The organism is Jiella sp. M17.18, from assembly GCF_041027365.1.
GTDB lineage: Bacteria > Pseudomonadota > Alphaproteobacteria > Rhizobiales > Rhizobiaceae > VKMB-3413.
Map to the genome: position 1 here is coordinate 186,486 of NZ_JBFTEH010000001.1, position 20,904 is coordinate 207,389.

The window sequence follows — 20,904 nt, forward strand, 5'->3', positions numbered from 1 at the left end:
GGGTTCCGGGCGATGAAGCCGATCCGCGCCCTCGCCATCGTCTTTTCCGGTCTCTACGGCGCCTGCGGCGTCGGCGGCGCGGCGGTGGCTGCCCATGGCGGTGACAACCGCCTGGTGGCGATCGCGGCGGCGATGGCGCTCTTCCATGCGCCGGCGCTCATCGCCTTGTCGCTGGTTCAGCCGATGGCTCCGCGGCTATCGGGGGCGGCCATCGTCCTGATGATCCTCGGCGTCCTCCTGTTTTCCGGCGATCTCGCCATGCTTGCGGCGACCGGCACGCGCCCTTTCGAGGGCGCCGCGCCAACGGGCGGCTCGGCGATGATCCTCGCCTGGCTGCTCGTCGCGATCGCCGGCATCGGCTTGCTCGCTCGCCGGGAACGGCCGCGCGTCGACTGACACGACGGGCGGGTGCCGAAGCGTCCGCCCGCTACGCATCATCCAGCGCTTCGGGCAGGGGGCATCACCATGCAGGGATTCGATCGAAACCTGTTTTCCGGCCGCACGATCGTCGTCACCGGGGCGGGCCGGGGCATCGGCGCCGCGGTGGCTCGCGCCTTCCTCGCCACCGGCGGCCGCGTCGTCGCCCATGCGGGCCGCACGCTGGAGCATGCGGAGGCCGATCTGCTCGCTGATCTTGATCCGGCGCATCGCGAGCGGCTCGTCCTCCTCACCGAGGATCTCGGCACGCCGGCCGGCGGCGCGCGCCTCGCGCGACAGATCGTCCCTCTGCTCGACGGCCGGCTCGACGTCCTCGTCAACAATGCCGGCACGATGCTCGGGCGGGTGCCGGCGGAGACGGTCGACACCGCGCAATATGACGCCGTGCTCGATCTCAACATCCGCCAGGTCGTGGCGCTGACGACGGCGCTGCTGCCGGCGCTGAAGGCGGGGCGGGAGCCCGCCATCGTCAACACGACCTCGATCTCCGCGCGGATCGGCGGCAGCCCAGGCTCCTCGCTCTATTCCGCCTCCAAGGCCTTCATATCCACCTGGACCCGGGCGCTCGCCCGCGAACTCGCCCCGGACGGCATTCGCGTCAACGCCGTCTCGCCGGGGACGATCATGACCGATTTCCATCGCCGCTACTCCAGCCGCGAGAAGCTCGATGCGACGGCCGCGGCCATCCCGTTGAAGCGGCTCGGCACGCCGGAGGACTGCGCGCCGTCCTATCTCTTCCTCGCGAGCGGCCTGTTGTCGGGATACATCACCGGCCAGGTAATCGAGGTGAACGGCGGTCAGTTGATGATCTGAACCGTTTCGCTTCAACCGTGCGAGAGACAGCCGCTTTCGCGGCTGCTACGGGGGCGGAAGGCCGCCGTCGCGGGGAACGGTGGACGATACGAGGTCGCCTTGAGAAAGCGAGTGATTTCGACGTTGGTGTTCGCCATCGCGATGGCGATCAGCCTGACGCTGGCCGCGCAGGTCTGGATGTCCAGCGAGGACGTCGACCGGCTGCGCTTCGCGCAGGTCGCCGACGACGCGGTGGCGCGCATCGAGGCGCGGCTGCAGCTGCATCTCTCCCTGCTCGATTCGACGCATGCGTTTCTGTCGGTCGAGGGGGCGGACATCTCCCGCGAACGCTTCGCCGCCTTCGTTGACGGGCTGGACCTCGCCGGGCACTACGACGGCATCCAGGGGGTCGGCTTCGCCATGACCGTGCCGACGGGAGCGGAGGGGCCGGCGCAGCGCGCCCTGAAGACCCGCTACGGGATCGATGTCTCGATCTGGCCGAAGACCGACCAGCCGATCCGCACCCCCGTCGTGCTGCTCGAGCCGCAGGATGCGCGCAACAAGGCGGCGCTCGGCTTCGACATGTTTTCCGATCCGATCCGCCGCCAGGCGATGATTGCCGCCGCGCACGACGGCAAGGCGAGAGCGAGCGCGCCGGTCCACCTCGTCCAGGAGATCGACGAGAACCGCCAGAGCGGATTTCTGATCTACCGTCCGCTGTTTCCAGAGGGTGCGGCGAAGTCTGGTGACGTCGCCCGGACGATCGGCTTCGTCTACGCGCCGTTCCGTGTCGGCGACCTCTTCTCGGCCGCGTTCGGCAAGAAGGCGCGCCTGCCCATCCATGTCGACGTCTTCGACGGTGCGGAGAAGCCGGACGCGCAGATCTACAGCTCAGGGGAGCCGCCGGATCCGCAATGGGGCGAGCGGCTGGGCGCAACGCGCAAGCTGCGCATCAGCGGCCGGACCTGGCTCTTGCGCATGACTCCGACGAGCGCCTTCCGGCGCACCGGCTCGGGCTATCCCGCGGCGCTGATCGCCGTCGCGGGCGTTCTCCTGGCGCTGGTCCTGGCGCTGCTGACGCTCGTCCAGGCCCGGCGCATCGAGGCCGTCGACGCGCTCAACGCCGAGGGCGAGCGCAATCTCGCGCGCAAGGACCTGATGCTCGGCGAGATGAACCACCGCATCAAGAACTCGATCGCGCGAGTGATGGCGATCGCCCGCCAGACCGCGCGCGGTGCCGCCGGGCTCGACGACTTCATGGAGCGCTATTCCGCGCGGCTGGGCGCCATGGCGTCGGCCCAGGAGGTGCTGACGCATTCGACACTCGGGCAGGCGGGGATCGCCGACCTGCTGACGCGGGAGTTGCGGCAGGTCTTCGGCGAGGGGCTCGAAAACTGCGTCATCTCCGGTCCTCCGGTCGAGGTCGGAGAGAGCGCCGCCCAGGCCCTCGGCCTGACCTTCCACGAGCTCGCGACCAACGCGCTGAAATACGGCGCGCTCGCCTCGCAGGCCGGCTCGCTGTCGGTCACCTGGACTCTCAGGGGCGACGCCGTCGCGATCGAATGGGTCGAGCGGGGCGGCGCGGTGCCGCAAACGCAGCCCGAGCGCCGCGGCTTCGGCACGCGCCTCATCGACATGAGCATCCAGAGCGAACTCGGCGGCACGATCGAGCGCCATTTCGAGGCGGGTGGGCTGCGGGTGGTGATCGCCTTTGCGCGGCGGGCGGAGGGAAAGTCCGCCTGACGGTGTGGCGCGGATGACGGGCGCCGCCGCCGCCGCCTCTCCTTCGACCGTTGCTACTGCCCGACGATCTCGCGCGTCGCGTCGAAGATGATGTCCTTGTTGCGGTCGGCCTCGTAGCGCAGTTCCCAGTCGTCGCGGGCGAGGAAGACCGGCCGCCCGTCGCGGTCCCGCGCGACGTTCATCGCATGGTCCTTGATGAAGGCGGCGAGCTTCGCCTCGTTGTCGCAGCGCAGCCAGCGCGCGACGCTGTACTGCACCGGTTCGAAGGTGACGTCTGCCTTGTACTCGCCGGAGATTCGCGAAGCGAGGACGTCGAGCTGCAGCGGCCCGACGACGCCGACGATCCAGTCCGAGCCGATCGACGGGCGGAACACCTGGACGAGGCCTTCCTCGGCGAGATCCTCCAACGCCCGGCGCATCTGCTTGACCTTCATCGTGTCGTCGAGACGCGCCCGGCGCAGCACTTCCGGCGCGAAGGCGGGCAGGCCCGTGAAGCGGAAGCTCTCGCCCTCGGTCAGCGTGTCGCCGACGCGCAGCGTGCCGTGGTTCGGAATGCCGATGACGTCGCCGGCGAAGGCTTCCTCGGTCAGCGCCCGCTCCTGGGCGAAGAAGTAGATCGGGTTGGAGACGGCGATCGCCTTGCCCGAGCGCACGTGGTCGAGCTTCATGCCGCGCTTGAAATGGCCGGAGCAGAACCGCACGAAGGCGACGCGGTCGCGGTGCTTGGGGTCCATGTTGGCCTGGACCTTGAACACGAAGCCCGAGACCTTGGAACCCGCCGGATCGATCGGCCCGGTGTCGGAGGGCTGCGGGCGCGGCGAGGGCGCGTGTTCGGCGATGATGTCCATCAGCCGGTCGACGGCGAAGTTCTGCAGCGCGCTGCCGAAGACGACGGGCGTCAGGTGCCCCTGCCGATAGGCTTCCGGATCGAAGGCGGAATAGCCGTCGCGGGCGAGTTCGGCGGTGTCGCGGAACGTGCCGTAGACGTCGGCCGGCAGCGAGGCCGCGAAATCCGTATCGTCGATTCCGTTGTAGCGCTTGACCCCGGCCTTGCGGTTGGCGCCGCTGGTATAGAGGAAGTCGCCGTTCGACAGATCGTAGCAGCCCTTGAAGGTGGTGCCCTGGCCGACCGGCCAGACCATCGGGGCGACCTGCAGCTGGAGGTTCTCCTCGATTTCGTCGAGCAGTTCGAACGGGTCGCGCCCCTCGCGGTCGACCTTGTTGACGAAGGTGACGATCGGGATGTCGCGCAGCCGGCAGATCTCGAACAGCTTCTGCGTCTGGCTCTCGATGCCCTTGGCAGCGTCGATGACCATGATGGCGGAGTCGACGGCGGTCAGCGTGCGGTAGGTGTCCTCGGAGAAGTCGCTGTGGCCCGGCGTGTCGAGAAGGTTGAAGGTGATGCCCTGCTTCTCGAAGGTCATGACCGAGGAGGTCACCGAGATGCCGCGGCTCTTCTCAATGTCCATCCAGTCGGACTTCGCCCGCCGACCGTCGCCCTTGGAGCGCACCGCGCCGGCCATCTCGATGGCGCCGCCGGCGAGCAGCAGCTTTTCGGTCAGGGTCGTCTTGCCGGCGTCCGGATGCGAGATGATGGCGAAGGTCCGGCGGGTGCGGAAGCCCGTGCCGTTCGCGGCCGGCCTCGGCTCCGCCGGGGCCTGTTCGGCCGGGCTCTGGTCGCTCGCCAACGCTTCGGACTGCAGGGTCGCGCTCAAGATCAAGGTCTCCGGGTAAAAGCGGTCGGTGCGCTTGCGGGCGCCTGCAGCCGCAAAGGGTCGGTGAGCGTCGCAACGTCATGCCACGCCTGTGCGCGTCTCGCGCGGCGACAGGGTGGACACGCAGACGACGGTTCCAGCGTTGCCGCTGAGATAATCGGTCTTGCGCCAAATTGCACGGGGGGAAAGCGGAGCGGAGCCGCGGCCATGCCGAAACGCCCCGCCCCGGCAGCCCGGTTGGACGGAATGTCCGCCCCGTCCGGCCTTGATTCCGCCGGTGGCCCGGCGTCTAAAGAGGCGGCGTTCCGGCGGCCGGGGGCGCGTCGAGGCGGCACCGCTTTGCCGAACCGGAGGATGGCCGCGGCGAGCTGCCGCGCCCGCGCGGCGGCAGCGGCATGGCCGCTCGGGCAGCGGAGCCGTCATGCGGGGGACAGGCAGCGGGGAGGGGAATGGCATGAGGTTGCGTCCGGGGAGAAACGCCGTCGTCGTCGGCTGCCTGAGCTGCGTGCTGGCGGGGATGATCACCCTCGTCTCCTACGCGCCGACGCTCTACCAGCTGTTCTGCGCCGCGACCGGCTACAACGGCACGGTCCAGCGCACCAACGCCGCGCAGGTCCCGAAGGCCGTCTCCAAGCGGACCATCAAGGTGCGCTTCGACGCCAATGTGGCTGCGGGCCTGCCCTGGGAATTCCGGCCGGAGAAGCCGGAGATCGTCACCCATTACGGCGAGCCGACCAAGACCTACTATTACGCCAAGAACAACTCCGACCAGACGATCGTCGCGCATGCGCTGTTCAATGTGACGCCGTATCAGGCCGCGCCGTATTTTTTCAAGATTCAGTGCTTCTGCTTCACCGACGAGAAGCTGAAGCCGGGCGAGAGCGCTAAGATGCCGCTGGTGCTGTTCGTCGACGACCAGATGGCGAAGGACCCGACGACGACGTCGCTGGAGAGCGTGACCCTGTCCTACACCTTCTACAAGGAGGACAATCCCTCGGCGGCGCGGCTCGCCGCGGCGCGCGACCTCGGCGCCGGCTCCAAGCAGAAGGACGCGGAACTGTCCGACGAAAACCTCGGACAGGCCGGTTTCGCCAACGACGCGCCGCGCGGCTGAGCCTGCGCCGACGCAGGCGGCATCGAGAGAGGGAGCAGGACGCATGATCAACTGCAGGAACCGGCGGCCGGCCGGGGCGCCGTCGTCGGCGCTCGCACTCGCCCTTGCGGCGGGACTGGGGCTCGGCATGGCGCTGGCGCCGCTGTCCGCACAGGCCCACAGCTACACGCTCGGCAAGCTCGCCATCGGCCATCTCTGGGCGAAGCCCGCCGCCAAGGGAGCGGACGCCGTCGTCTACGCGCCGATCTTCAACATGGACTCCAGCGCCGCAACGCTTGTCGGCGCGTCGTCGCCGGTCGCCGGAAAGACCTTGCTGCGCGACGGCACCGACGGCGCGGACAAGGTGCTCGACGCGATCCCGCTGCCGCCGGGCAAGCCGGTCGCGCTCGCGCCGTGGCGCGCGCACATCGTCCTGTCGAACCTGAAGAAGACGTTGAAGAAGGGAGACGCGGTCGACCTCGACCTGGACTTCGGCGCAGCCGGCAAGATCAGCGTCGCGGTGGAGATCGAGGACGAGGCCAGCGACTAATCCGCCATGCGGCAGTTCGGCAACAGCGCGCGATCGGCGCCGGGAGTAGAAGAAGCTTGCCCGGCTTCGGATGAACCGGTTTCCGGTCGCTTCCCAAAGCGGGCGCAAGGGACTTGTTGTACCTCGAGAGGGTCACCCACATGCGCAGATTGGCTTTTGCCGCCGCCATCACGATGGCGTCGTCGCTTTCCTTCGCCTCGGCTCAGGCCGCGACGGTCATCGTCCGGACGCACGACGCGCCGCGGCATCACGTCGTTCGCGTCGTTCACAGGGGACCTCACTGCGTGACCAGGAAGGTCGTCACCTTCCGCCATCACCATAAGGTCGTGCATGTGGAGAAGGTCTGCCGCTAGAGCATTTCCCGTGAAAGCCGGATCGGCTTTCACGCCCGGACAATGCGACGAGACAAGACGATAGAGCGTTTCCGGTGAACCCATGCTCACCGGAGACGCTCTTAGCGACAGGCAGACGGTACGTCGGGAGCCCGGCCGGTTTCGACCCGCCGGGCTTCCTCTGTTTTGCGGGCTCCCTTACCCGATCCGCCCGGTCAGGGCCGACGTGAGCTCCCCGAGGAGCGGCTTCGGCCGCTCGGGATCGGCGACATCGGATTCGGCGAAGAGCTGCTCGGCTTCGGTCAGCTCGCGCATCGGCAGGGCGACGAGCCGCCGCCCCTCGCTGCCGCAGTGGTCGACGAGGGCAATCAGCGAGCCGCCGTTTTCCGCGAGCCGGGTGCCGACCTCCTCCGGCGACAGGCCGAGATGCTCGCCCACCAGGCCGTTGCGGATGTCGCGGATGCCTTGCGCGACGGTCGCCTCGCCGGCCGCCTCGATCATGATGTCGCATTCGGTGTCGAAGCCCATCGACCGGTTGTTGAGGTTGGCCGAGCCGATCTTCAGGACCTGGTCGTCGGCGATCATGATCTTGGCGTGGACGTAGATCGCCGACCCCGCCGCGTTGACCGGATAGACGATCCGGAAGCGGCCGTGGGAGTCGACGTCGCGGACGAGCTTCATCATCCGGACCCGGGCCGAATCCATCGCCTCGGCTTCCAGCCAGCCGTCGGCCGTATCCGGATTGACGACGAGGACTTCGGGCCCGTCCGGTTCCTTCACCCGCTCCGCGATCGCCCGGGCGATGTTGCGGGAGGCGAAGTACTGGCTTTCGATGTAGAGCTTGTCGCGCGCCGCCGCGATGATCGCCAGCGTCGCCTTCTCGATCTCGTTCGTCTGCTCGACATCCTCATAGGCGGGCAGGGTGCGCGCGATCGCGACGGGCACGTCGGTGAAGTCGGCCTGCAGATCGTCCGGCCAGATGTCGATGTCGCCCACGAAGGGGCCGAGCTCCTCGCCTGTCGCCCGGGTCCATCGCTCGCGCGCGAGGCGCGCCAGCGCCTTGGCGGCGGGGCCGGTCATGCAGCTCGTCGCATCGTGCCAGGGGCCGAGGGGGTGGCCGTGCGGGGTATGCCGGCCGGCGCGGCCTTCCTCGTGCTCGCGCGTGTCCCACCGGCCCATCGTCATGTCGATGCCGCCGCAAAAGGCGATCGCCTCATCGACGATCAGCAGCTTCATGTGATGGGCCGACATCGGAGGATGGGCGCTGTCGAGCCGCATCTCCACAGGGCCCGCAACCTTCCAGCGCAGCATATAGAAGGGCGTCTCGCCGCGGCCGAGCGAGCGCAGCATGCCGGTATCCCACTTCAGCACGCGGATCGCGAGGTCGGGCCGCTTCTGCCCGACCCAGGTCAGGAAGCGCCCCACCGCGTTCGGGCCCGGCAGCGTCGGCCCCTCCGGCTCGAGTTCGATGCGGGCATCGAAGTCCCAGCCGATCAAGAGGATCGAGTGCCGCGCCTTCAGCATCGCGTCCTTGGCGGCGCGGAAGAACTCCGCCGCGTCGATGATGACGGCGAGCCGATCCGCCGTCTCCCGGCGCCAGCATGTCTTGCCCGTCTCGGCCAGCAGGGATTCGGCGGCCAAGCGCGCCTCCTGTTCTATTCCCGGGAACAGAATGGCCACCTAGGGGCCACCCGCCGACGGTGAAGGGGAAACGGTCGGCGAGCGGTGACGGATCGGGCCCGGCGCGTCGCGCCGCTCAGGCGGCGGCGCTCTCTCCGGGCTCGGACGGCGCGAAGCGGCCGTAGAAGGTCTCGCCCCGGTCTGCCATCTCGACCAGCAGCGGGATCGGCTCGAAGCGCTCTCCGTGCTTCTCCGCCAGCCGCCGGCAGAGCGCCACGAAGGTCTTCAGGCCCATGCCGTCGATATAGCTGATCGTGCCGCCGGTGAAGGGCGCGAAGCCGAAGCCGAAGATCGAGCCGATATCGGCCTCGCGCGGGTCGGTGACGACGCCTTCCGCCATGGTGCGCGCCGCCTCCAGCGCCATGGTGACGAGGAAGCGCTCCTTCAGCTCGGGGAAGGGCACCTCGTCCGCCTTCTGCTGCGGGAACATCTCCTTCAGCCCGGGCCAGAGGTGCTTCTTCGCCGGCTTCTGCGGATAGTCGTAGAAGCCCTTGCCGGCCTTGCGGCCGTGCCGGCCGGCCTCGACCATGGTCTCGATCAGCTTGAAATGGCGCGGATCGACCGCGCCTTCGCCGAGGTCGCGGATCGTCGCCTTCATGATCTTCAAGGCGAGATCGACCGCGGTCTCGTCGACCAGCGCCAGCGGGCCGACCGGCATGCCGGCGAACTTCGCGGCGTTCTCGATCATCGCCGGCGGCACGCCCTCGACCACCATGTGGAACGCCTCGTTCATGTAGCGAAGCACGCAGCGATTGGCGAAGAAGCCGCGGGAGTCGTTGACGACGATCGGCGTCTTCCTGATCGCGCGCACGAAGTCCATCGCCGTCGCGAGGGCGGCCTCGCCGGTCTTCTCGCCGAGAATGATCTCGGTCAGCGGCATCTTCTCGACCGGCGAGAAGAAATGGATGCCGATGAAGCGGGCGGGATCGTCGAAGGTCTCGGCGAGGCTGGTGATCGGGATGGTCGAGGTGTTGGAGGCGTAGACGGCATCCTTCGGCAACACCGCCGCGACCTGCTTCGTCACCTCGGCTTTCACGTCCCGGTCCTCGAACACCGCCTCGATCACGAGGCCCGCGTCCTTCAGCGCGCCGTAGTCGGGGGTCGCGGTGATGCGCGACAGGAGGGCAGCCGCCTTCTCCTCGCTCATCCGGCCCTTGGCGACGAGATCGCCCGCGAGCTTTTCGGAATGCGCCTTGCCCTTGTCGGCGGCCGCCTGGTCACGGTCGATCAGCACGACCTCGAGGCCGCCGGTCGCCGCGGCGTAGGCGATGCCGGCGCCCATGAAGCCGGCGCCGACGACGCCGACCTTCTTGAGCCTGGTGTCGGGAATGCCGGCCGGGCGCCGCGCACCCTTGGCGAGCGCCTGCGCCGAGACGAAGAGCGAGCGCACCATCATCGCCGCTTCCCGGGTGCGCAGGATTTCGGTGAAGTAGCGCTGCTCGACGCGCAGCGCGGCGTCGATCGGCAGCAGCAGGCCTTCGTAGACGCATTTCACGATGGCGCGGGCGGCGGGATAGTTGTCCTTGGTCTCCTTGCGGTAGAGCGCGGCGACGGCCGGCCAGACCTGCGCGCCCTGCGCCGAGTAGACCGGCCCGGAGGGCAGCCGGTAGCCTTTCTCGTCCCAGGGGCGAACGGGCGAGAGGCCGGCCTTCAGCATGGCCTTCGCCGCATCCAGCAGATCGTCCGGCGCAACCACCTCGTCGACGAGCTTCATCGCCTTCGCCTTCTCGGCGGAGAGCGTCGAGCCCTTCAGAAGCAGTTCCAGCGCCGCCTGCGTATCGGTCAGCCGCGGCACGCGCTGAGTGCCGCCGGCGCCCGGCAGGAGGCCGACCTTCACCTCGGGCAGGCCCATCGCGGCATTGGAGGAGGCGACGCGGCCGTGGCAGGCGAGGGCGAGCTCGAAGCCGCCGCCCATGCAGGTGCCGTTGATTGCGGCGACGAAGGGCTTGCCGCAGGTCTCCAGCTTGCGCCAGACCCGCGACATGGCGCCGACCCGCTCGAACAGGGCGGCGATGGTGCGCTCGGGATCGTCGGCCGAGCGCCTGGCGATCATGTCGAAGACGCCGGACATCATCTTGAGATCGGCGCCGCCGGTGAAGGACCCCGGCTTGCCCGAGGTGAACACCGCGCCCTTGACCCCCTCGTCGCCGACGATCCGGTCGATGATGTCGGAGATCTCGCCGAGGACGTCTTCGCTGAAGACGTTCATCGACTTGCCTGGCATGTCCCAGACGATGGTCGCGATGCCGTCGCCGTCCGTTTCGACCGTGAAGTTTTCCGTCGCCATGTCCGTCTCCACCCTGTGCATTTCTGTCGTCAACCAAAGAACTTCTTCGTTCGACTGGCCCGTCGTCGCATTCGGACCACCGATCTTTAGACTTGCGAAACCGCCCGCGCCTTAGCGTCCGAGACAGACCATCTCAGCGAGAATCTCCCATGTCCGCCACCTGCCCGGGCTGCCAGACGGCACGGCCCCTCGACTTCGAATTCTCGATGGCCTTCCAGCCGATCTTCGACATCGCCGAAGCCCGGGTCTGGGGCTACGAGGCGCTGATCCGCGGCCTGAAGGGGGAGGGCGCCTATGCCATCCTCTCGCAGGTCGCCGAGGACCAGCGCTACCGCTTCGACCAGGCCTGCCGGGTCAAGGCGATCGAGCTGGCCTCGAAGATCTTCCCGCGCGGCGAGACCCTGCACCTGTCGATCAACTTCCTGCCGAATGCCGTCTACGAACCGTCCGCCTGCCTGCGGGCGACGCTGGCCGCGGCCCGCAAGTCGGCCTTTCCGCAGGACGCGATCATGTTCGAGTTCACCGAGAACGAGGAGGTCTCGGACATCGCGCATCTGCAGAACATCATCACCGAATACCGCCGCCAGGGCTTCATCACCGCGCTCGACGACTTCGGCGCCGGCTATGCCGGCCTCGGCCTCCTCGCCGACTTCCAGCCCGACCTCATCAAGCTCGACATGAAGCTGATCCGCGGCGTCGAGACCTCGCATGCGCGGCAGACCATCATCGCGGCCATTCTGCATGTCACCCGCGAACTCGGCATTCAGGTGCTGGCGGAGGGCGTCGAGACGGAGGCGGAGTTCGTCAACCTGAAGGCGGCCGGCATCCGGCTCTTCCAGGGCTACTACTTCGCCAAGCCCGCCTTCGAGGCGCTGCCGGGGCTGAGCGCCGCGAGCCTCAAGGCCGCCGCGGCCTGACCACTCCGCCATCGCGGCGCGCGCGAGCACGGCGAGATCAGACCCGCTCGATGATCGTCGCGGTTCCCATGCCGGCCCCGATGCACAGCGTCACGAGGGCCGTCTGCTTGTCCTGTCGTTCCAGCTCGTCGAGAACGGTGCCGAGGATCATCGCGCCGGTCGCGCCGAGCGGATGGCCCATCGCGATCGCGCCGCCATTGACGTTGATCGTCTCGCGATCAATGTCGAAAGCCTGGATGTAGCGCAGGACCACGGCCGCGAAGGCTTCGTTGAGTTCGAAGAGGTCGATGTCGGAGAGCGACATGCCGGCGCGCTTCAGGAGCTTTTCCGTCACGTCGACCGGGCCGGTCAGCATCAGCGCCGGATCGGAGCCGATATTGGCGAAGGCCCTGATCCGCGCGCGCGGCTTCACGCCGAGCGTCTCGCCGCCGGCCTTGGAGCCGATCAGCACCGCGCCGGCGCCGTCAACGATGCCGGAGGAATTGCCGGCATGGTGGACGTGGTCCACTGCTTCGATCTCCGGATGCGCCTGGATCGCCACGGCGTCGTAGCCGCCCATCTCGCCATAGGCCGCGAAGGAGGCGTTGAGGCTGCCGAGGGACTGCATGTCAGTCGAAGGCCGCATGTGCTCGTCGCGGTCGAGGATCGTCAGGCCGTTCTGGTCCTTGACCGGGATGACGGCCTTGGCGAAGCGGCCCTCCTGCCAGGCCGTCGCCGCCCGCTTCTGGCTCTCGACGGCGTAAGCGTCGACGTCGTCGCGCGTGAAGCCGTATTTCGTCGCGATGAGATCGGCCGAGACGCCCTGCGGCATGAAGTAGGACGGGATCGCCACCGACGGGTCCATCATCCAGGCGCCGCCGGCCGCGCCCATGCCGACGCGCGACATCGACTCGACGCCGCCGGCGATGACGAGGTCGTCCGCCCCTTGCGCCACCTTGGCGGCGGCAAGGTTCACCGCATCGAGGCCGGAGGCGCAGAAGCGCGAGATCTGGATGCCGGGCGCGGAGAAATCATAGCCGGCCTCGAAGGCGGCCGAGCGGGGAATGACCGCGCCGGCCTCGCCGACCGGGTCGACGCAGCCGAAGATGATGTCGTCGACCGTGCGCGTGTCGATGCCGTTCCGGTCGCGGAGCGCCTCCAGCACCCTCGCGCCGAGCCGCACGGCGGGCACTTCATGGAGCGCGCCGTCCTTCTTGCCGCGCCCGCGCGGCGTGCGGACGTGATCGTAGATGAAAGCCTCGGCCATCTCGCTCTCCTCCCCGAATGCGTGGGCGGCCGGATCCCGGCCGCACCATCGCGAGCAACGCTTACGTAAACGTCAAAGAAGCCGCGAGCAAGGGCTAATTGACTGCCGGCTACGCATGGCTCCGTGATCCGTGTCCAGGGCTGCCTGCGGCTGCTTCCCGCAGCCGCAGCCGCTTGCCAGGGTGTGGCCGCCTTACTGCGGCATCTCGTTCAATTTGCCGCGAACGAAGCCGATGGTGACATCCATCGCCTGGATCGACTGTTCGATCTCCCGCTTCTGTTCGTGCAGGATCTCGAGCTGTTCCTCGAAACGCTCGATCGCGACTTCGAGCTGCTTCCGCTTCCCGTTGGGCTGGTGGTAGATGTCGATCAGCTGCTTGGCCTCGGTCAGCGAGAAGCCCAGCGTCTTGGCGAGCAGGATCAGGCGGAGCCTCGTCCGGTCGCGCCGGCTGTAGAGCCGGGTGGTGCCGCGACGCTCGGGCGCGAGCAGCCCGCGATCTTCGTAGAAGCGCAGCGTCCGCAGCGTCACACCGAATTCCTGCGCCAGATCGCCGATGCGGAAGGTCTGTCGGTCCGGCTGGCTGTCGCCGTTCAGACCCAGCAGGAAGTCGATATCGACGGACGATTCCTCGTCCGCCTGCTCTGCGATTTTCACATTTGCCATTCTAAGGTTTTCCATGCTCGCCCGCCGTCGGGGCAAAATTCTTCGGGCTCCCCCCGAGTCGCTGTCGCGGCCTGCAGCGAATATCGATCGAAATGCGGCTCTTGCAAGACGTAACGGCATTTCGCAATCCAGCTTCACGTCGGCTTGCACAGCTAATCCCTAACAGGACCTTACCCGCCTTAACTCGCTGTTCACCATATCCGGTGAATTTGCGGATCGGACGGACGGGAACCGAACTGTTTGGGCGTCTCGCCCAGCGCGACCGGGGAAGCTGATATGGCCGAACAAAGAGAGAGAGAGGCAACCGCGGTTCGCGAGCGCGAAGACGCCTCTTCGCTGGACTCGCTCAGTCGGACGCTCGAGGACCTCGAAGCCCGCCTCGCGCGGATGACGGCCGCTCGCGCCTCGTCCCGGCCTCAGTCTTCGGCGCGCACGGCGACAGCGGGCCTGGCACCATCTGCGGCTTCGCAGAACGGCGCGGCGGCGGCCCGCCCGCGCACCGGCCGCCAGACGCTCTCCGAAGCAGTCTCCGAAATCGTCATGCGGCAAAAGGCGCTGAACGGTCAGACTGCCGCGCCGATCGCCGGCATGGCCGAGATGGCCGAGGGCGAGGTCCGGATGGCCGCGGCCGGCGGCTCGCGCCGACCCGCCGCGCAGCCGGTCCGCCGGCGTCCCGCGCCGCCGGTGCGCGAGGTCAGCCCGGAGGACAGTTTCGACGAGAGCCGGACCCGCGTCCCTGACATCACCCGGCAGCTGGAGCGGCTGCGCGAGGAGCTGCGCGCCGACATGGCGAAGAGCTTCCAGCCGCGCTTCGACGACATGCGCGCCGCCTTCGACGCGCTGCGCAAGATGATCGACGAGCGCGCGAGCAGCGAGCGCATCGACGCCGAGATCGCGCGGGTCGACGACGGGCTGAGCCGCATGGCCGACAGCGGCGCCGACCAGGCGGCCGTCGGGACGCTGCGCGAGGAGCTGCAGTCGATGCGCGACCTCGTCGAGCAGATGGCGCGCGAAGAGAGCCTTCAGGCGGTGGGGCGCAAGTGGGACGCGCTGGAGACGCGGATCTCCGGCGACAGGGCCGAAGAGGCGCAGGCCAAGCGCGACATCAAGGACGAGCTGGAGCGGCTGCGCTCCTCGCTCGGCACGCTTGCCAGCGAAGAACAGATCAAGGCCGTCGAGCGGCGCTGGGAGGAGTTCGAGGCGCGCTATCTGTCGGCGCCCGCCAAGGCCGACGGCGAGAACATCTCCGAGCTGTTGAAGACCGAGATGAACGGCCTGCGCGAGAAGCTGGAGACGCTCGCGTCCGAGCAGTCCGTGCGGGCGGTCGAGGCACGCTGGGGCTCGCTCGACGAGCGCTTCGCCTCGCGCGAGCTGGAAGAGAAGATCGAGGCGATGGCCGCGCGCATGGCCGGCCTGGAGACGGCGCTCGCCAAGCTGCCGGAGACGCTGACCATCGCGCCGCTGGAAGAGCGCATCCACTCGCTGGCGGTCGGCATCGAGGCCGTCGCCAAGCGCCAGCAGGAAGAGGCCGACCTCGACCACTTCGTCCTCCTCGAGGAACGGCTCGACGAGATTTCCCGGGCGATCGTCGCCGCGACGCATCGCTCGGCGACGGTTGACATGAGCCCGGTGGAGCGGATCGAGGCGCGGCTGCAGACGCTGAGCACGCGGGTCGACGAGCTCGGCCGCGACGGCGATACCGAGGCGATGTCGGCGCGCATCGCGGAGCTTGCCGACCGGATCGAGGCGATGGCGAACAGCCCGGCGGCACAGGCGCTGGGCGAACGGCTGGAGGGCTTTGCCGCGCAGCTCGATCTGCTCGCCGGGTCCGGCGAGGCGCCCTCGGCCGAGGTGCAGGCGATCGAGGCCCGGCTGCAGGCCCTGACCACGCGGCTCGAGGAGACGATGGGCCCGCGCGTCGACGAGGATCTCGTCCGCACGCTGGAAGCGCAGATCAATCGCCTGTCGCAGCAGATCAGCGAGAACGGTGCGCCGGTCGCGGTCGCCGATCCCGAACTCGACCAGCGCCTGACGGCGATCGAGCGTCGGCTGGACGAAAATCGCGACGCCATTCTCGCCTCGGCACGCGCCGCTGCCGACGAGGCGGTGCGCCAGATGCTGGAGACGGGCGATACCCGCCATGGCGAGCATGTGGCCCAGCTGTCGCAGGACCTTCGTTCGCTGGAGGCGCTGTCGCGCGAGAAGGGCGCCGAGAGCCAGGAGTTCTTCGAGACCGTCCACAAGACGTTGCTGCAGCTGGTCGACCGGATCGGCCGGATCGAGAGCGACCTGAACGACGCCCGGTCGCAGAAGGCGCCGCATGCGCTCCATGCGGTGCATGCCGCCGATCCGGTTCCCCCGCTCCCGCAGGCCTTCGCGGCGTCCGAGAGCGATGAGGGCGCCGAAGACGGCACGGCGCGCGGGCTGCGGGGCATGCTCGCCCGCAAGCTATCGAAGAAATCCAAGGCCGGTGCCGGTACCGAGCCGGGTAGCGCGAACCGCTGGGAGGAGCCGCCGCTCGAGCGGCAGGAGCACGGCGCGGAGAGTGGCTTCGGCCGGGTGGAGACGCCGGCGCTCGACGCGTCCGACGTCCTGGAAACCCGCGAGGCGAACCGGCCGCTGGCGATCGGCTCCGGTGCGCCCGACATCACGTCGCTGCTCGAGCGTGTGCGGGCCCAGCAGGCGGGCAGGGGGCCGCACGGCCAGGAGGCGGGGAAAGCGGACTTCATCGCCGCCGCTCGCCGCGCCGCCATGGCCGCCGCCGCCGAAGCGGAATCGCTTCGCAGCGCGCCGGAGGCCTCGGCGGACGACGGCTCGTCCAACCCCGTCGACATCGCCTCGCGTCGCCGCAAGCCGATCCTGATGGCGATCGGCGCGGTAATTCTGGCGCTGGCCGCGATCCCGGCCGCCCAGACCGTCAATCACCTCCTTGCGAGCCGCGACGTGCCGGTCGAGGCGGCCGATGCTCGCGATCCGTCCGCGGCGGCCGATATTGCCGCGCCTGCCGTTGTCGCGCCGCCCCGCACCGTCGGCTCGGCTGCCGGCGACCAGACTTCCGCTCCGGCCGGCAATACCGCAGGCGCCGTCCAGCCGGATGATGCTGCGGCCAGCCCGGCGGCGCGGCCGGCCGGCGTCGCGGTTCCGCAGAACACCGCTTCGCAGGCCGCCCCGGCACAAGCGACCAGCGCGCCGCCGGCGCGTGCCGATGCGCCCGCTGCCCAGGCGCAACCCGCATCGTCCGCGGTTGCCGTTCCTGCGGCGGCCAGCGAGCCGACGGCCGAAAGCGTCCGCCAGGCCGGCGAGGCGGCACAGATGTCCGGGCAGACCGCCGACGTGCCGGCGGCGAACGCCGGCGAGACGCCCTCGATCCCGGACGGCCTCGCCTCTCCGGCCTTGGCCGAGGCCGCCCAGAAGGGCGACCCGAAGGCGCAGTTCGAGATCGGCCTGCGGCTGATGGAGGGGCGCAACGGCAGCCCCGACGCCAAGGCCGCGGCGCGCTGGTTCACCCTGGCCGCCGGCCACGCCTTTGCGCCCGCCGAATACAGCCTCGGCACGCTCTACGAGAAGGGCAATGGCGTCGACCGGAACCTCGACAAGGCCCGCGACGAGTATCTCGCGGCCGCGGACCAGGGCAATGTCCGGGCAATGCACAACCTCGCCGTCCTCTATGCCACCGGCATCGACGGCAAGTCCGACCCGAAGAAGGCCGCCGACTGGTTCCAGCAGGCCGCCTCCTACGGCATGACCGACAGCCAGTACAATCTCGGCATCCTGTATGCCCGGGGTGCCGGCGTCGATCAGGACATGACCAAGTCCTACAAGTGGTTCTCGATCGTCGCGGAATCCGGCGACAAGGACGCGGCGAACAAGCGCGACGAGGTCAAGAAGTCGCTGAGCCCGGCTCAGGTGAAGGCGGTCGACACGGAGGTGGCGAACTTCCAGCCGAAGCCGCGCAACGAGGCAGCCAACACCGTCGATATTCCGAAGGCCTGGGAAGCGGCGCCCGTCAAGCCCAGCACCACGTCCTCGGTCGACGTCACCCGGGCCATCCGCAACATCCAGACGATCCTGACCAAGCTCGGCTACGATCCCGGCACGCCCGACGGTATCGTCGGCACCAAGACCACCGAGGCGATCAAGCACTTCCAGAAGGACACGGGCCTCACCCCGAACGGCGACATCGACGAGGCGCTGATCCGGGCGCTGCTGAAGCACAAGGACAGCTGACACTCCGACAAAGTCGTTTGACAGCGAAAGGGGTTCGGGCGAAGACACACCGGACACCTCATTCCCTGGCGCTGTCTCACTCCTGCCCGGCCGCACGTGAATCTCTATCTTCCGATTGCGGAAATCTCGGTCAATGTCCTCGTCCTGATCGGCATGGGCGCGGCCGTCGGATTCCTGTCGGGCCTGTTCGGGATCGGCGGCGGCTTCCTGATCACGCCGCTCCTGATCTTCTACAACATCCCGCCGGCCGTCGCCGTCGCCACCGGCGCCAACCAGGTCATCGCCGCGTCCTTCGCGGGGGCCCTCGCGCACTACAAGCGCGGCACGATCGACCTGAAGCTCGGCACGGTGCTGCTCGTCGGCGGCATGCTCGGATCGCTGGGCGGCGTTGAACTCTTCAACGCGCTGCGGCGCGTCGGACAGCTCGATCTTGTCGTCTCGCTCCTCTACGTGATCTTTCTCGGCGGGATCGGCGGGCTGATGCTCGTCGAAAGCGTCCGGTCGATGCTGAAGAAATCGGACGGTGGCTCGCCGGACATGCGCCGTTCCGGCCAGCACAACTGGATCCACGGCCTGCCGCTGAAGATGCGCTTCCAGCGCTCCAAGCTCTACGTCTCGGTCATCCCGGTCGTCGGCCTCGGCTTCCTGATCGGCCTCCTCGCGGCGATCATGGGCGTCGGCGGCGGCTTCATCATGGTGCCGGCGATGATCTATCTGCTGCGCGTGCCGACCAGCGTCGTGATCGGCACCTCGCTGTTCCAGATCATCTTCACCGCGGCGGTGACGACGGTGCTGCAGGCCGCGACCAACGGCACGATCGACGTCGTTCTCGCCTTCCTCCTGATGCTCGGCGGCGTCGTCGGTGCGCAGTTCGGCGCCGAAGCGGGCCGCAAGCTGCGCGGCGACCAGCTGAGGGCGCTGCTGGCGCTCCTCGTCCTCGCGGTCGGCCTGCGCCTCGGCGTCGAGCTCGTCCTCACCCCGAGCGAGCCCTATTCGATCACCACGCCGAGCGGAGAAAGCGGATGAGGCGGCAGGTGGCGCACAGCCGGCGGAGGGCCGACGGCGGGCAGGCCGGCCGCCTCGCTTCGTCCATCGCAGCCGCCCTCGTCGCGCTGGCCCTGCTCGCCGGGCCCGGGACGCGAGACGCGCTGGCGGCCGGCGGCGACGAGACCTTCAGGATCGGCCTTTCCACCGACACGATTTCCATCACCTCCGAGTTCACCGGCGCGCGGCTCGTGGTCTTCGGCGCGCTGGACAACGCCGATCCGCAGATCCTGCGCCAGCAGCGCTACGACATCGTCGTGGTGCTGATGGGGCCGCGCCGGCCGGTGATCGTGCGGCGCAAGGAGCGCACGCTGGGCATCTGGATCAACCGCGGTTCGGAGAACTTCAACGCCGCTCCCGCTTCCTATGCGTTGGCCGCGACCCGCCCGCTCGCCGATATCGCCCGCGCGGAGCTGCGGGGACGGCTGTCGATCGGGGTTGACGACATCCAGCTCTCCACCTACGCCAAGGATGCCAAGGGACGGGATCTGCCGCGCTCGCCGGAGCAGCCGAACCGGGACGACTTCGCCACGGCGCTGCGGCGGATCCGGCAGTCGAGCGGGCTCTACGACCAGACGATCGGCTCGGTGCAGTTCGTGAGCCCGACGCTGTTCCGCGCCGACCTGCAGCTGCCGGCCAACCTTCCGGTGGGCCGTCACACCGCCCAGGCCTTCCTGTTCCGCAACGGCGTCTTCATCCGCGAGGACACGGCGCCGTTGATCGTCGTGAAGACCGGCTTCGAAGCCGCCATCTCCGACTTCGCCGTGCATAACGGCATCGTCTACGGCCTGTTTGCGGTGGTGCTGGCGATCTTCACCGGCTGGTTCGGGCGGCTGGTCTTCAAGCGCGACTGACACGGGCCGCTCAGCCCGGCGCGGTTCGCCGCATCCACTTCCGCCGCGGATCGCCTATGTCCTTTGCCATGACGACAGGAAATTTCGATCCGGCCGCACAGGACGCGGCGCTCGATGCAACGGACCCGCCGGCGGCTCCCGCGCGGCGGCGGGACCCGGTCAGGACGGCCTGGGTCCTGGGGCTCGGCGGGTTGGTGCCGTTCGTCCTGATGGCAGCAGTGATCGGCTGGGCCGGCACGGACTTCATCGCCTATGGCAGGCTGGTCCTCGCCTTTTCCGGCTATTCCGCCACGATCCTCGCCTTTCTCGGCGGCATCCGCTGGGGCTTCAGCCTGCTGCCGCAGCATCGCCGGCGCGGCACGCTGATCCTCTCGGTGCTGCCCTCGCTCGCCGGCTGGTTCATCCTGTTCGTGCCGAGCCCCTGGATGTTCGCGGGCTTTGCCGCGGCATTCGCGCTGCAGGGGACCTGGGACGTCGTCTCGGCACGACGCGGGCATCTGCCGGCCTGGTTCGGCCGGCTGCGGCTGGTGCTGACCATCGTCGTGGTGATCTGCCAGCTCGTCGCCTTCGCCGCGACGTTCCGGGCCTGATCAGCCGGCGCAGAGGCCGGCGAAGGAGATCGGGTAGATCCGCGTCAGGCCGATGACGAAGGCCTTCGCCCGCGTCAGGTCGAACAGGCCGTGGAAGGCCCGGTCGAGCACGTTGAGGCCGCCGGTCGTCACCCCGAAGGAGGGCAGGATCATCCGGCTGCCGTCGGTCGCAAAACAGGCGCTGCGCGTCGAGCGGCCGCGCCCGGCGACCTTGGCGACCGGGTGCAGATGCCCGGCGATCTCGCCGGAGACGAGGCCGCGGCCGGGCTCGTGCCGGAAGGTCCAGGGACCGGCCGCCATCTCGACATGGGTCTCTCCGCCGAGCCCGAAGGGCGGCTCGGGGTCGTGATTGCCGGCGATCCAGATCCAGTCTCGCCCGGCCATCAGCGCCTTCAGCGGCTCGCGGAAGATCGCCGGCATGAAGGCGGCGCCGGCCCGGTCGTGGAAGGAATCGCCGAGGCAGATCACCCGGGCCGGCTGGTAGCGCGCGATCGCCGCCTCGAGCAGTGCCAGCGTCGCCGCCGTGTCGTAGGGCGGCAGCAGCATGCCGCGGCGGGCGAAGGCCGCGCCCTTTTCCAGATGCAGGTCGGAGACGACGAGCAGGCGCTCGTCCGGTGCGTAGAGAACGCCCGTGGGATCGCAGATAACGGCGGCGCCGCACAGCGCCGTCTCCAGCGCCTCCGACTCGGTCTGCCGCATCCGCCGCGCCAGTGCGTTCATCCGCCTGCCTGTT

General features: G+C 68.9%; 16 protein-coding genes. 10 read left to right on the top strand and 6 right to left on the bottom strand.

The window, feature by feature from the left end:
* The first annotated feature begins 12 nt into the window (after positions 1–12).
* The 3 genes from AB5S17_RS00900 (at position 13) to AB5S17_RS00910 (ending at position 2,973) form a co-directional block, all read left to right on the top strand.
* Positions 13–396 carry a DUF423 domain-containing protein gene (locus AB5S17_RS00900; RefSeq protein ID WP_369235179.1) on the top strand — a complete coding sequence of 128 codons (384 nt, stop codon included), beginning with the start codon at positions 13–15 and terminating at the stop codon, positions 394–396.
* 69 nt (positions 397–465) lie between these two features.
* The gene (locus AB5S17_RS00905) at positions 466–1,251 is read left to right on the top strand and encodes an SDR family NAD(P)-dependent oxidoreductase (RefSeq protein ID WP_369235181.1); all 786 of its coding nucleotides are present in this window, start codon (positions 466–468) and stop codon (positions 1,249–1,251) included.
* A gap of 111 nt (positions 1,252–1,362) precedes the next feature.
* Positions 1,363–2,973 carry a CHASE domain-containing protein gene (locus tag AB5S17_RS00910; protein ID WP_369235183.1) on the top strand — a complete coding sequence of 537 codons (1,611 nt, stop codon included), beginning with the start codon at positions 1,363–1,365 and terminating at the stop codon, positions 2,971–2,973.
* A 53-nt stretch (positions 2,974–3,026) separates the two neighbouring features.
* Here AB5S17_RS00910 and AB5S17_RS00915 read toward each other — a convergent pair whose 3' ends face one another.
* Positions 3,027–4,688 (bottom strand): peptide chain release factor 3, encoded by a 1,662-nt coding sequence (locus AB5S17_RS00915; protein ID WP_369235185.1) that lies wholly within the window; start codon positions 4,686–4,688, stop codon positions 3,027–3,029.
* A gap of 454 nt (positions 4,689–5,142) precedes the next feature.
* On the opposite strand from AB5S17_RS00915, the gene AB5S17_RS00920 reads away from it, so the two are divergent.
* Both AB5S17_RS00920 and AB5S17_RS00925 read left to right on the top strand, forming a co-directional pair.
* The gene (locus AB5S17_RS00920) at positions 5,143–5,802 is read left to right on the top strand and encodes a cytochrome c oxidase assembly protein (protein ID WP_369235187.1); all 660 of its coding nucleotides are present in this window, start codon (positions 5,143–5,145) and stop codon (positions 5,800–5,802) included.
* A 43-nt stretch (positions 5,803–5,845) separates the two neighbouring features.
* Positions 5,846–6,331 (top strand): copper chaperone PCu(A)C, encoded by a 486-nt coding sequence (locus AB5S17_RS00925; RefSeq protein ID WP_369235190.1) that lies wholly within the window; start codon positions 5,846–5,848, stop codon positions 6,329–6,331.
* Positions 6,332–6,861: 530 nt separating this feature from the next.
* Here AB5S17_RS00925 and AB5S17_RS00930 read toward each other — a convergent pair.
* The gene (locus tag AB5S17_RS00930; RefSeq protein WP_369235192.1) at positions 6,862–8,304 is read right to left on the bottom strand and encodes a phospholipase D-like domain-containing protein; all 1,443 of its coding nucleotides are present in this window, start codon (positions 8,302–8,304) and stop codon (positions 6,862–6,864) included.
* 115 nt (positions 8,305–8,419) lie between these two features.
* A complete protein-coding gene (locus AB5S17_RS00935) occupies positions 8,420–10,630 on the bottom strand; it encodes an FAD-dependent oxidoreductase (RefSeq protein ID WP_369235194.1) in 2,211 nt (736 codons plus the stop codon).
* Positions 10,631–10,779: 149 nt separating this feature from the next.
* Here AB5S17_RS00935 and AB5S17_RS00940 point away from each other — a divergent pair, with 149 nt between their 5' ends.
* A complete protein-coding gene (locus AB5S17_RS00940) occupies positions 10,780–11,547 on the top strand; it encodes an EAL domain-containing protein (protein ID WP_369235196.1) in 768 nt (255 codons plus the stop codon).
* A gap of 37 nt (positions 11,548–11,584) precedes the next feature.
* Here AB5S17_RS00940 and AB5S17_RS00945 read toward each other — a convergent pair whose 3' ends face one another.
* Positions 11,585–12,793, bottom strand: coding sequence for an acetyl-CoA C-acetyltransferase (locus tag AB5S17_RS00945; RefSeq protein WP_369235198.1), 1,209 nt, complete (start codon positions 12,791–12,793; stop codon positions 11,585–11,587).
* A gap of 192 nt (positions 12,794–12,985) precedes the next feature.
* The gene (locus AB5S17_RS00950) at positions 12,986–13,456 is read right to left on the bottom strand and encodes a MerR family DNA-binding transcriptional regulator (protein ID WP_369235200.1); all 471 of its coding nucleotides are present in this window, start codon (positions 13,454–13,456) and stop codon (positions 12,986–12,988) included.
* 540 nt (positions 13,457–13,996) lie between these two features.
* Here AB5S17_RS00950 and AB5S17_RS00955 point away from each other — a divergent pair.
* The 4 genes from AB5S17_RS00955 (at position 13,997) to AB5S17_RS00970 (ending at position 20,171) form a co-directional block, all read left to right on the top strand.
* Entirely contained in the window at positions 13,997–17,683 is a 3,687-nt protein-coding gene (locus AB5S17_RS00955; RefSeq protein WP_369235202.1) for a peptidoglycan-binding protein, read from the top strand.
* A 96-nt stretch (positions 17,684–17,779) separates the two neighbouring features.
* Positions 17,780–18,709 carry a sulfite exporter TauE/SafE family protein gene (locus tag AB5S17_RS00960; RefSeq protein WP_369235204.1) on the top strand — a complete coding sequence of 310 codons (930 nt, stop codon included), beginning with the start codon at positions 17,780–17,782 and terminating at the stop codon, positions 18,707–18,709.
* Positions 18,706–19,581 carry a TIGR02186 family protein gene (locus AB5S17_RS00965; protein WP_369235206.1) on the top strand — a complete coding sequence of 292 codons (876 nt, stop codon included), beginning with the start codon at positions 18,706–18,708 and terminating at the stop codon, positions 19,579–19,581. The genes AB5S17_RS00960 and AB5S17_RS00965 overlap by 4 nt, the downstream gene beginning before the upstream one ends.
* Positions 19,582–19,649: 68 nt before the next feature.
* The gene (locus tag AB5S17_RS00970; protein ID WP_369235208.1) at positions 19,650–20,171 is read left to right on the top strand and encodes a DUF3429 domain-containing protein; all 522 of its coding nucleotides are present in this window, start codon (positions 19,650–19,652) and stop codon (positions 20,169–20,171) included.
* On the opposite strand, the gene pdeM is transcribed toward AB5S17_RS00970, so the two are convergent.
* Entirely contained in the window at positions 20,172–20,891 is a 720-nt protein-coding gene (pdeM, locus tag AB5S17_RS00975) for a ligase-associated DNA damage response endonuclease PdeM (protein WP_369235210.1), read from the bottom strand.
* Between the last annotated feature and the right edge of the window lie 13 nt (positions 20,892–20,904).